The 12,465-nt window shown below is 43.4% G+C and carries 12 protein-coding genes and 1 pseudogene; 3 read left to right on the top strand and 10 right to left on the bottom strand.

Features of this window, described 5'->3' with window-relative positions:
* The first annotated feature begins 53 nt into the window (after positions 1-53).
* On the top strand, positions 54-461 hold the full coding sequence (locus MKX40_RS13810; protein ID WP_244660886.1) for a hypothetical protein: 408 nt from the start codon (positions 54-56) through the stop codon (positions 459-461).
* A 113-nt stretch (positions 462-574) separates the two neighbouring features.
* Here the strand turns inward: MKX40_RS13810 and MKX40_RS13805 are convergent, their stop codons facing one another.
* The 6 genes from MKX40_RS13805 to MKX40_RS13780 form a co-directional block, all read right to left on the bottom strand.
* A complete protein-coding gene (locus tag MKX40_RS13805) occupies positions 575-1,921 on the bottom strand; it encodes a glycoside hydrolase family 30 beta sandwich domain-containing protein (RefSeq protein ID WP_339242371.1) in 1,347 nt (448 codons plus the stop codon).
* Positions 1,922-1,957: 36 nt separating this feature from the next.
* Entirely contained in the window at positions 1,958-3,601 is a 1,644-nt protein-coding gene (locus tag MKX40_RS13800) for a sugar ABC transporter substrate-binding protein (RefSeq protein WP_339242370.1), read from the bottom strand.
* Positions 3,602-3,638: 37 nt separating this feature from the next.
* Positions 3,639-4,526, bottom strand: coding sequence for a carbohydrate ABC transporter permease (locus MKX40_RS13795; RefSeq protein WP_017688674.1), 888 nt, complete (start codon positions 4,524-4,526; stop codon positions 3,639-3,641).
* Between the two features lie 15 nt (positions 4,527-4,541).
* Positions 4,542-5,531, bottom strand: a complete 990-nt coding sequence (locus MKX40_RS13790; protein WP_339242368.1) for an ABC transporter permease subunit — start codon at positions 5,529-5,531, stop codon at positions 4,542-4,544.
* Between the two features lie 116 nt (positions 5,532-5,647).
* Complete coding sequence (locus MKX40_RS13785) at positions 5,648-6,670, bottom strand: LacI family DNA-binding transcriptional regulator (RefSeq protein ID WP_339242367.1); 1,023 nt, start codon at positions 6,668-6,670, stop codon at positions 5,648-5,650.
* Positions 6,671-6,805: 135 nt separating this feature from the next.
* Positions 6,806-7,150 (bottom strand): thioredoxin family protein, encoded by a 345-nt coding sequence (locus MKX40_RS13780; RefSeq protein WP_339242365.1) that lies wholly within the window; start codon positions 7,148-7,150, stop codon positions 6,806-6,808.
* Positions 7,151-7,269: 119 nt separating this feature from the next.
* On the opposite strand from MKX40_RS13780, the gene MKX40_RS13775 reads away from it, so the two are divergent.
* A complete protein-coding gene (locus tag MKX40_RS13775) occupies positions 7,270-7,407 on the top strand; it encodes a hypothetical protein (RefSeq protein ID WP_339242363.1) in 138 nt (45 codons plus the stop codon).
* 99 nt (positions 7,408-7,506) lie between these two features.
* Here MKX40_RS13775 and MKX40_RS13770 read toward each other — a convergent pair whose 3' ends face one another.
* Positions 7,507-7,800: a DUF3817 domain-containing protein gene (locus MKX40_RS13770; protein WP_339242362.1), complete on the bottom strand. Its 294-nt coding sequence runs from the start codon at positions 7,798-7,800 to the stop codon at positions 7,507-7,509.
* A gap of 211 nt (positions 7,801-8,011) precedes the next feature.
* Complete coding sequence (locus MKX40_RS13765) at positions 8,012-8,980, bottom strand: LacI family DNA-binding transcriptional regulator (protein ID WP_339242360.1); 969 nt, start codon at positions 8,978-8,980, stop codon at positions 8,012-8,014.
* A gap of 527 nt (positions 8,981-9,507) precedes the next feature.
* Here MKX40_RS13765 and MKX40_RS13760 point away from each other — a divergent pair.
* Positions 9,508-10,941, top strand: a complete 1,434-nt coding sequence (locus MKX40_RS13760) for a glycoside hydrolase family 1 protein (RefSeq protein WP_339242358.1) — start codon at positions 9,508-9,510, stop codon at positions 10,939-10,941.
* A 201-nt stretch (positions 10,942-11,142) separates the two neighbouring features.
* On the opposite strand, the gene MKX40_RS13755 is transcribed toward MKX40_RS13760, so the two are convergent.
* Together MKX40_RS13755 and MKX40_RS13750 are read right to left on the bottom strand one after the other, a co-directional pair.
* Positions 11,143-11,730: a sugar O-acetyltransferase gene (locus MKX40_RS13755; protein ID WP_339243055.1), complete on the bottom strand. Its 588-nt coding sequence runs from the start codon at positions 11,728-11,730 to the stop codon at positions 11,143-11,145.
* 38 nt (positions 11,731-11,768) lie between these two features.
* Positions 11,769-12,289: pseudogene (locus tag MKX40_RS13750) on the bottom strand (sugar O-acetyltransferase).
* Between the last annotated feature and the right edge of the window lie 176 nt (positions 12,290-12,465).

The following is a 12,465-nucleotide window of genomic DNA, read 5'->3' as shown; positions in this document are numbered from 1 at the left end:
CCCGGGTCGGTTCAAATCTTGTCCTCATAGAATATAAGAATACTATATAGGAGATGATCTCATTGCCAACATTTGATAGTATCCTTGTCACCGGTAATCAGACCATTAATCAGGATCTGCAAGTCAATGGTAATGAAACCATTGGCGTTGATCTACAGGTCAATGGTAGCCAGACCGTAGCAGGCAGCCTCCAAATTAATGCCAGCTCCTCTATCGTTAATAATCTGGGTGTAGGCGGTGTTATTGAAGCTGGAGACAGCGTCAAGGCTACTACACAATTAATGGCACTTAATCAACCAGTGCTTCCAGTAGCTCTGCCGATTGTACAGCAGCTCAGGTATTACAATCCTGGTGTTGCAGGTCAACCCGGTCTAGTCTTAACGGGGACCGCTGGCAATCAATATATTCTGTTCGTTGATGAGAGTAGTGGAACGCCCAATCTTGCCATTCAACCTTTATAAGGTGATCCATCCACAGGTAATGTCAGCAAAAGAAGCGATGTCCATGTATTCTCTGGACGTCGCTTCTTTTGCTTTCGTTTCTGATGAAACCTATTTATAACTTCATCCATTGATCAACCTTTGATTAATACAGACAAGGCACTCTTGCTTTCCAGCTGAAACTTCATCAATGTATCGTCGCGCAGCTTAACTTGTACGTTACCCGTCCCATCTCCATCATTGAAGAGGACTAGTGCGACGGAACCGTCTACATTTTTGAAAGCCACGGAACAGATCGCATGATCACTGGACGTTGATTCAATGCGAACAGCCTTTGGACGAATCAAGGCACTAAAGTGTGCCAAGGCATAATAATCGAGTGTATACGTAAGCTCCTTCGTCTGCTGATTCACTTGCACGATACCACGGCACGTACTGCGGCCAAAACCAGGAACCGTAGGCCCATTGTTCTCGTCCAGTGCCATATTCCAAAGTACCAACGACTTGCTGTAATTGCGCAGAATCTGAATCCCCGTTCTCATCACATTCGAGAAGGCTTGTTCAAATGGCGGGATCCACTCCCCTCCTGAGCCTTCGGTGAAATGTACTTCTTTCCCTGCAAAGGCTTCGTATACCTTTGTTTGAGCAGATGCATCACCCCCATACCAGTGCCAGGCTACGCCGTCCACTGCCTCTCCCACTTGTTCCAGCACAGTAAGTGGATAGTCCGGTTGATCCCAGTTGTGATCGTAACAGAGAATTTTGGTTTGAATATCGTTACGAACAAAGGCTGGTTTGAGATGGTTTTTGATAAAATCCGCTTGCGCTTCGGCTGGCATCAACATACCGGGATAATGCCCTGGTTCATAAAGCGCCTCATTCTGTGGCGTGATGGCATGGATCGGTAATCCATGCTCTCTATACCCTTGAATGTATTTCACGAAATATTCGGCATAAACAGGATACCATTCCGTTTTCAATTGTCCGGTAATCATCGATCCGCTTGTTTTCATCCAGCCGGGAGCACTCCATGGTGAAGCAAACAGTTTCAGTTCAGGATTCAATGCCAACGCCTTTTGCGTTAACGGAATAACGTCCTCTTCATCATGCATAATACTGAACCGGGTTAATTCTGGATCTGTCTGCTGTTCTGGCATATCGTTATAACTGTATACCGTTCTCGCATAGTCCGAAGCGCCCATCGGATTACGTATGACCGAGAGCCCAATACCTTTCTCAGGATGGAACAGCCGGGTCATAACCTCTTCCCGCTGCTCCTCACTCAAGATCTGGTTGATCAAATAGGCAGATGAATCGGTAAAAGAAGCACCAAATCCGTCCATCTCCTGATACGTTAGCTGATCATTCAGATGGATGGTGGTTGTCTCCAGTTCAGGGGCAAGAGGTTGCCATTGATCCGAGGACACGGATACAAAACATTCATCTTCTCCTGTGGATTTGTACATTTTGAATGTAGTCATAAGATTCTCCTTCATATTTCATATTTCATTTTTCTATTATTGAATACCTAGTTTCTCTTTGTTCAATTTCATCTTTTCACTTCGTACCTTCACAATCTCTTCCCAGCGGTTTTCACCCAAAAATGACTTGTAAGCAGCCAATGCATTGTCATACGACGCATCATCCTTGGACCGCACCATGCTGACCAGTGTCGTATTCCATTTCGTATTGATTGCTGACAACGCACGAGCTTCAGGAGTACCTTGGTCCGGACTAATGTTTTCCAGAATGAAGTGTGGTTTCAGCTTGCCTTTGCCCCACTCCTGCATCTGTTTAATCGCTTCCGGAAAAGCATCTGCACTGAGTGCTTTGTGACGATCATGGCCGAAGAACATAAACTCACCCATCCGATAATCCTTTTTGAATTGATCTGCGTTATTCAGTTGCATGTCTTTCACTGCTGGCAGTAATTCGACACTACCGTCGGCTTTGGTTTGGAAGGTCTCCCCTTCGATCCCGTAATTCATAAGTGTCTGTCCTTCTTCACTCAGCAAATATGTGAAAATTTGAATCGCCTTGGCCGGATCTTTACAATCCTTGGAGATGTAATTGATCATCCACCCGGTTATCCCGGATTGATTCAATGTCGGGGCATTGCCTTTGGTGCTCTGCGGACCATCAATTGCAATATATTCTTTGCCCGGGTTGGCACTCATGTATATTTGCAGGTTTCCTCCTTGTTGAGGTGTACCGTCAAGCAGCATGGTCGCGTATTTACCAGACTTTACTTTTTCCTCAAAAGCCGTTCCATCATCAGCAAAACTGTCATCACTGATATTGCCATCTCTGTACACGGTGTTCAATGTCTTCAACCACGTGAGGTAATCTTCATCCAGATTGCGATCGTAGAATTCTCCCGATTCGGTCTCCAGCGGGACGCCGATGAAATCTTGCAATGTATCCCCGAGTGAACCTGTTCCTTCACCAATGGAGTTGAATCCAAACGGAATCAGCGCAGGAAACTCCTGCTTAATTCGTTTCATCACACTCTGGAATTCCTCTGGCGTTCCAATGACCGGACTACCCAAAGCTTCGTACACATCCTTACGAATGATAAATGCCGTTTTGGCAGGAATGTTACCGCTATCATAATCCTCCTGTGTATTGGAATAGTTCGGATAACCATAGGTTTTGCCATCCGCCAATTGGAACCAGTTCAATGTATCGGCAGCCGCAACTTTATTAAAATAAGGATCATATTTCTCCGCCAGATCGTTCAGCGGCATAGCCCAGGTAGCGGCTTTTTGTACCACTGGAGAATTGGAGTCAAATACCGTTAGCAGGTCAGGCATATCTCCGCCGGCGAAAAAGGTATTTAACTTGGTATCATCACCCGTGATGAATTTAATATTGATGTTCAGATCCTCTTTAATTTTCTTCGTGACAATGTCCTTGCCAAAATCGGTGTTCCACCAGTCCGCATTGACGTACCACGTCAGGTCTGTAGCTTCTTCCTTTTTATCCAACTGCCAAGCCGGCTTTTCCGGGTCTACCGTATACCGATCTTCAATGGATACCCAATTCCCTTCACTGGAGCCCCCAGATCCACCGCTGCAACCTGTTATCATAATCACTGCTGCAAGTAATGTCGCGAACAATGTAATCCCTTTTTTTCCTGATGCCTTGTTCAACTTCAACATGTTTTTGTTCCTCCTCATATTGGGGTATTTGTTTCTTCTATTCCTTGACCGCACCCAGCATCATTCCCGAGATAAAGTATCTCTGAACAATGGGATAGATCAGCACGATCGGGAGTGTTGTAATGACAATTGTGGCCAACTGCACGCCTTTGGTCGTTGTTTCGATCACAGCCGAACCCCCAACATTTTGCATGGATTGGGTCTGGGACTGAACGATAATCTCATACAGCATCATCTGAAGTGGATACAGTGACTGATCGGTAATGTATAACTTGGTTGTCATGAAGTCGTTCCATTGCCCCACCCCATTAAATAGCGCAATTGTAGCCATGGCAGGCATGGAGAGTGGAATGAATATTTTCAGGAAAATATGCCAATCCCCTGCGCCGTCAATCTTAGCCGACTCCTCCAGAGAATCCGGGACATTTCGGAAGAAATTCATCAGAATCACGACATCATAGAAACTGAATAACGCCGGAATAATGTACACCCAGAAGCTGTTTAACAATCCAAGGGATTTGATTAACAGATATGTTGGGATCATGCCACCGGAGAAGAACATTGTGATGACACCCATGGCAACATATAATTTACGGCCTCTTATGTACTTTTTGCTCAGACCGTAACCAACCATGGCACAGAAGAACACATGTGTAACAACACCAATCGTTGTTTTGGACACCGATATGAAGAAAGCCTGCCATATGCCTTGATCGTTGAATACTGCTCTGTAATTCTCCAGCGAGAATTCCGGTGACCAGAAGATGAATCCACCTTCCGCCAACGCTTTGCCTGAGCTAAAGGAAGAGATAATGACATTCCAGAGCGGAACCAGAATAACGATCGTACAGATGATTAACAAAATCATATTTAAAGTATCAAAGATCCGACTATCGAGATCTTCTTTTGCCACCTTTCCATTCACGCGGGATGCCTCCTTCTACAACACAGATTGATTATCATTTAATTTGCTGGTAATTTTGTTCGCCGTGACGAGCAGAATGACAGATATGATTGAGACACCCAATCCAACGGCCGTGGCATATGAAAAGTCACCCTGAGACATCCCCATACGATACACGTATGAATTGATGACTTCCGCTTTATCGCGGTTTTGGGAGTTCATGAGAACCAGAGTCTGATCCAGATTCGACCCCAATAAACCGCTTACAGTTAGAATCAGATTGAGGCTGATAATGGAGCGCATATTAGGTAAAGTGATATTCCATATCTGTCTGAGACGGCTTGCACCATCGATTTTGGCAGCTTCATAATACGTAGGATCAATCTTCGCCATAATCGCCAGATACAGAATCGTTCCCCAGCCTGCCTCTTTCCAAATATCGGATAAGGTAGCAATCCACCAATACTTGCCTGCATCCAGCAAAATGTTCTGCGGTTGCGATATCACTCCAAGACTAAGCAACAACTGGTTAAATAAGCCCGTTGTTGAAAACCAGGTGATCAGCATTCCCCCGAGTACGATCCAGGACAAAAAGTGGGGTAAATATGAAACCGTTTGCACAAACTTTTTGAAGCGTCCGCTGTTTAACTCATAGATCATGATCGCAAGAATAATCGGAATGACAAAGCCGATCCCCAGTTTCAAAAAGCTGATCCCCAGTGTGTTCACAACTGCATCCCAGAAGTATTTGTCAGACAAAATGATTCTGAAGTTATCCAGTCCTACCCATGGAGCCGTAGCAAGCGTATCAATGACCGTGTAATTTTTGAAGGCAATCGTCAATCCGTAGATCGGGATATAACAGAAAATAATCATAAATATAATGCCAGGGATAATCATGGATTGAATCTCCCATTGTCTTCGATAATCCACTATGAATTCTTTGATCCGTTGCCCGATGGGCTTCTTTCCGTTAGGACCGATCGTATGTTTACCGGTTGAAGTTTCTACGGCTAATTTATCCACGTTTTTGTACTCCCCTCCGCCTTACGTTTATTATAAAAACGTTTTTATTTTTCGCCATAAAAACCCCCTTTGTTTGTATTTATGTAAAAAAAGACCGGAGAAGCAGCTGAGTCAACTTATGTACGATAGTCTTTCCGGTCGATCTTCACATGACTTGAACCTCTAACCACCAGTTCACCCGCCAATTTTTGCGCTGCCCCTTGTTCTTTCTCCTTGATCATGCCTACCAGTTGATTGATGGCCAGGATACCCTGTCTTGCAATCTGATTTCTTACCGTTGTGAGCGGTGGAGAAAAATACTGTGCGATATCAATATCATCGAAACCTACGACACTAACATCTTGAGGCACTTCAAAGCCCTCTGACTTCAACGCATGCATACAGCCAATTGCACTCAAGTCATTCCCTGCAAGAAATGCATCCGGCCGCTTGCCGGGATGCAAATGAAGAAAAGATTTTATAGCACTATATGTGCTATCCTCTTCAAAATACCCCTGTATAATGTAATCTTCATCGATTGGAAGCTGGTATTCATGCAGAGCAGCCAGATAGCCATCTCTACGTTGCACACTATCGAACATCGTGTCCACACCGGAAATATAAGCAATTTTCTTGTGCCCCAGCCCAATCAAATACTTGGTTGCTTCGTAAGCAGCCACATACGAGTCAAAAATGACACTTCCCATCGTATCGCTCTGATAGACCCGATCCAGAAAAACAGCCTTGATCTTGTCTTTCTCCATGGCGATAATATCTTGCTCATCGATCCGAAGCTCTTCGTATATAATGACACCATCCACCCGCCGACCCAGAATATTACTCATAATAACGTGTTTATCCTTGGTCACAAATACATTCAAACCATACCCAAGACGATCACATTCGCGAGACATCGATTCAACCAGCTTATAGAAATACGGGCCCGATACACTTGTAGTGAAAAAACCGAGCATTTTGGTTTGGCCGGACTTCAAAAGCTTGCCATTCAGGTTGGGCACATAATTCAATCGCTCTGCCACTTTGAGGACATGTGATTTCGTCTCCGGGTTTAAGACATCTACACCATTTAAAGCGTTGGAGACGGTAGATATGGATACGCCAGCTTCCCTTGCTACATCTTTAATCGTTATTTTTGCCATAATTTTTGTTCCTTTGCTATAAAAACGTTTTTATAATGTTTAAATTATCATAAAACCGTTTTCATGGCAACACTTTAATTTTCGAGCACAAAAAACGGCTCACGTATGAGCCGCCGTTCCTGAAGCTTTCGCTTTCTATTCCCCATCCTGGTTATACATGGAGTAAATCTGTTGCAGCTGCTCTTCCAGACGTTCCAAGCGCACAAAACGATCCGCTCGAATATATTCCTTCTGCTCCACAATCATGATCATTGTTGGAACGGTAAAAATAAGAAACCTGGAAGCGACTTCTTCCACTACGTTAGCATCAATGTGCCCCAAATATATGGATGGATAAGGTTCAAGCAACGCCCTGATCTTCGGAAGTAAAGCGTGACATACATTGCACTCCAGACGAGATACATACAAAAAAACGAATTCATTTTGCTGAATAGCCTCTTCAACCATTTCTATGGATGTTAATTCATGAATATCTTTCACAGAAACTCAACCCTTTCCATCATTCAATGGCTTTCTTAGTTAAAATTTTTTCTTTTCAAGTATAGCCTATGTGCGTTACAATTAAATGGAATATATCCCCATAAGAAAGAGGTTATGGTATGAAAAAATCATTCTTATTTCTGTTCACTGCCCTAGTTGTTGTTACTTCCTTCTCGGCCTATGCACCTGTGTCCAATGCCTCTGGCGATGTTGGAGTAAGCCTGTTGTCCGATCGTCAAACAGGTGTAGTGAAATAAAACTCGATAGAACTCAGCAGGCGACCTCTTCGGATAACATCCGTACTGGGTCGCCTGCTTTGATTTGTATTTTATTGATTTTGCCTCTTTTATTACATATTAATTCCAATCTCTCTTTCGAAGATAAGATTCAAATACAAAAGTTCCAAATGGCAGAAGACCGGCCACTCCACCCATCAGCCAGCGCGTAATCTTCCACTTTTTGACCACAGCCAGATGCACTAGCGCAATAAGGTACAAAGGAAACAAAATACCATGAATCATGCCCATTACGGCTACAGCGGAAGAGATATCTGCAAAATATTTCAGAGGCATAGCAATAAAAATTAATAGCAGTAATGATACACCCTCCCATATGCCCGCAATTCTGAATCGGCCTGTCACTGTTTTCATAAGGTCCATTCTCACCTTTCCCGCTAATCGTTTGTGAAATATGTAACTTGTAACATGATACGAAAACTTCACGCCACATCTCCGTACAGATATGTTGTTCTGAAGCTTATCCTCAGTATAACGTATGAGGTTAATTCGAAAATGCTTCAAATTTGAATAATTATTGAATCCACAAAACCCGATTCCCCCATCAGGTTCAGGTCTTACGGATTCAAGTTGTCTCACGCTCAATCAGCTGGTATGTCAGCTTCTCGGTTTTCAGCTCTGTTTTACCCAATACAGCCCATAATTGATGAAATGCTTGGGTGGCTTGCTCTGCGATCGGATTGTGTATGGTCGTGATTCCGAGAACACGGGAAAGCTCAATATCATCAAACCCCACAATGGCGAGTTGTTCCGGTACCTGGATATTTCGTCTGCGTGCTTCACTCAGAATGCCGATGGCTGCATAATCATTCGAACATAATACAGCTTGTGGAAGTTCTGGCCCCTCTGCCATTCTGCACATCGCTTCTTCGCCATCTGTGGAGCTGAATACAGAATATTGATACGCTTCAGACCACACAGGTAACCCTTTGCTCTTCATATAAGATTCATAAGCTTCACGGCGACTCTGGGTATTCAAACTTTCAGCCCTGCCAAATGCATTTGCAATTCGAGTATATCCTCTCGAAACCAGATGCTCCAGAGCTAACGTATACCCTTCTGCCTGATCCATCGCCACAGAAGGAATCTCGTCATTCCCCATTCGCTGCCAGGAGACAATGGGACCATACTCACAATATGCTTTCAACTTGCGAGGGTCATTGACACAAGCGATAATCACCAGCCCATCGACTCGTTTACTGCGCAGATCTTCGAACGCTTGCAATTCAATCTCCGGATCTCCACGGGATGTATAGATAATCGTCTGAAATCCAAAATCCATAGCTGTATCAATGAATTGATTCATGAATGTAAGAATGATTTCTCCTGTGGTAGAGGTCACAATTCCAATCTGCTTCGTTTGCCCTGTTGATAACGATATCGCATTTCGGTTGGGAATATAATTCAACTGTTTCATAATATCCGTGATGATCTGCCTTGCTTCATCACTAACATGCGGAGAATGATTAATCACGCGTGACACTGTCGCTTTTGAGTAACCGGACCGCTTCATAATTTCATCAAACTTGGACATCGGAGACTCCTTTCTTGCTAACGAACGATATTAGTTCAACCAAGATTATTTACACTGGAACTTCGATGACAGAACAACCTTCCGATCGCTGTTATCCCCAGATTTTTTAATTCCCCTTATCTAAACGGGAAAATCCGGGGATAAAGGCGACCGCTTCGCTTCTTCTGGTTATTTCTGTCCTCTCCGTTTTCGTGTAAATTTTAGTTGAACTTACTTCGAATAATAGTATGCCTCAGATTAGGATCAAAAGTAAAACTTGACGTGTAACCCGTTACAACGTTTAAGCTTTTTTATGTCATACATGGATCACCTTAAAGTGCGTGTTGAAAAAGATCAGTTTTCAGTACCGAGAAGATGGGATGAAGATAGAAATGGAGTAGCAGAGCGTAGGGAAAACTACGTGAGCAACGGACATTTCGGCTGAATTCCATATTCGATGCTGATGATGCCGTTAGGCATCTTTTGTAATCAAAAGCGGGCTTTTTGAACAACCTCTTAAATAAAATTTGATGAATGGAGCGATACAGATGAGCAACTCTCAAAATCAAACTTATCAATTCCCGGAAAATTTCCTGTGGGGTGGCGCAATTGCAGCCAATCAGGCTGAAGGTGCATACAATCAAGGTGGCAAAGGATTATCTACTCAGGATGTAGCTCCCAAAGGCATCATGGGCCCGATCACGGAAGAACCAACCGAAGATAACATGAAACTGATCGGTATCGATCTGTATCATCGTTACAAGGAAGATGTAAAACTGTTTGCAGAGATGGGCTTCAAAGTATTCCGTACTTCCATCGCCTGGTCCCGGATTTTCCCAAAAGGGGACGAGCTGGAACCGAATGAAGAAGGTCTGCAGTTCTACGACGATCTATTTGACGAGTGTCACAAATACGGGATCGAACCACTCGTAACGTTATCCCACTATGAGACACCTCTTCACTTGTCTAAAGAATACGACGGCTGGGTTAACCGGAAAATGGTTGGATTCTACGAGCGTTATGCAACCACTGTCTTCAACCGTTACAAAAACAAAGTAAAATACTGGCTTACCTTTAACGAAATCAATTCGATTCTGGAAGCTCCCTTCATGAGTGGAGGCATCTACACGCCAAAGGAGAAGCTCAGCAAGCAAGATCTGTATCAGGCAATCCATCATGAATTTGTAGCGAGTGCTTCTGCTGTGAAACTCTGTCATGAGATTATTCCTACGGCACAGATTGGTTGTATGATGCTCAGTATGCCTACCTACCCGCTGACACCGAACCCAGACGATATGATTAAAGTCATGGAATTCGAACACAGCAACTATTTCTTCGGTGATGTGCATGTAAGAGGCCGCTACCCTGGTTATATGAAACGTTACTTCCGGGAGAATGGAATCGAGATTCATATGGAACCTGGCGACGAGGAAATGTTGCTTCATACGGTAGACTTTATCTCTTTCAGTTATTACATGAGTATCTGTCAGACGGCAGACCCGGAGAAACAAATCGCAGGTGAAGGTAACCTGCTTGGCGGCGTACCTAACCCTTATCTACCAGCAAGTGAATGGGGATGGCAGATTGACCCGCAAGGTTTACGTTATGTGCTTAACATGTTCTATGACCGTTATCAGAAACCACTGTTTATTGTAGAGAATGGTCTTGGCGCTGTCGATGAGTTAATCACGGGTGCTGACGGTGAGAAAACAGTCGAAGATGATTACCGAATCCAGTATCTGAATGATCATCTGGTTCAGGTTGGCGAAGCCATTGAAGATGGCGTTGAAATTATGGGTTATACATCATGGGGTTGCATTGATGTGGTCAGTGCGTCTTCTGCTCAGTTGAAAAAACGTTATGGCTACATCTACGTTGATCGTCATGACGATGGTTCAGGAACACTCGAACGTTACCGTAAAAAATCCTTCCATTGGTACAAAGAAGTAATCAGCAGTAACGGGAAAAGTTTGCAGCGATAAAGTTTCTCAAGCAAATGTTTTAGCAAATGTAACAGATATATCCGTCTATCCCCCAACAAATTACGTGAAAAAGTGTCGGTTATACGATACCTTGGCATGTTTACTGTCTGGGGGGTGCTATTATAAATGCCCGATGTTAAACGATAAACATCGGGCATTCTCATTAGCTGTTATCCTATTCTTTACTATATATGTTCTTCACTACATCCTGCTGTACTTTGTTTTGTCTTCTTCGGTTATCTCGCGAATGACCCTGCAAGGGTTGCCCGCTGCAATCACCCCAGACGGTATACTCTTGGTCACTACGCTCCCTGCTCCAATGATCGTATTGTCTCCGATGGTAACTCCGGCAAGAACGGTCACACCGCCACCGATCCACACATTATTCCCTACCGTGATGGGTCCAACAATCTCCAGACCTTCATTGCGCTGCTCTACATCAAAAGGGTGGCCAGCAGTATAAAAACCACAATTTGGAGCAATAAAAACGTTATCTCCAAAACTGATTTTGCCTCCATCCAACATGACAATATTATGATTGCTATAGAAGTTCTCACCAATTTCAATATTATAACCATAATCACATACAAAGGGCTGTTCAATCAGGAAACGATCAGTCGTTTTCCCGAGCAGTTTCTTAATTAACGCTTCTCGTTCATGGATCTTGCCTGGATGGAGCTGGTTATAATCGTAACAAAGTCCTTTGGCATACAAACGCTCTTCAATCAACTCTTTATCATAATTGGCATTATATAAGAGCCCTAATTGAGATTTTTCTTTTTCAGTCATCATATCCTGGCACTTCCCACCTTCTATCTATACATTTGTTAAAGCTCTATCTCTCTAATGATTCTGGCTGGATTGCCGCCCACGATCATATGTTATCCCCTATGCTAACACCCGGATTTATGACGGCTCTTCCCCCTATCCAGACATTATTCCCTATCGTGACTGGCTTGCCATACTCTGCCCCCGTATTGCGTTCATGCGGATGGAGTGGATGAGTAGCTGTATAGATATGTACATCTGGCCCCATTAAACAATAGTCTCCAATACGAACTTCACACACATCTAATATCGTACAATTAAAGTTGGCATAAAAATGATTGCCCACATGAATGTTATATCCATAATCCACATGAATATTAGGTTCCATACCCAGATGTTCACCTGTAGATCCAAACAGTTCCTTCAGTAACTTGGTTCTAAGCTCTCCGTCCGTTTCTGTCGTTTGATTGAATGTGCGCGTCATTCTGCGTGCATATTCTCGATCCTTAGACAATTCGAGATCAGAAGCCATGTACAGCTCGCCATCCAGCATTTTTTGTTTTTCCGTCTTTGTAGTCATGATCACTGCTCCCTTGGTACACATCATATAATTTAACATTAGATAATACTTTTTAAAACTATTTTAATTATATAGATTACGATGAATAAAACAAGTCTTGCTCTATATGAAAACAGTATATTCTACTCACGCACAATCTCGTAAAGTAGCCAAAAACCTCTACACCCCATTGACTA

This window comes from Paenibacillus sp. FSL R5-0517 (assembly GCF_037974355.1).
Taxonomy (GTDB): Bacteria; Bacillota; Bacilli; order Paenibacillales; family Paenibacillaceae; genus Paenibacillus.
This window is presented reverse-complemented; position numbering and strand designations above follow the sequence as displayed.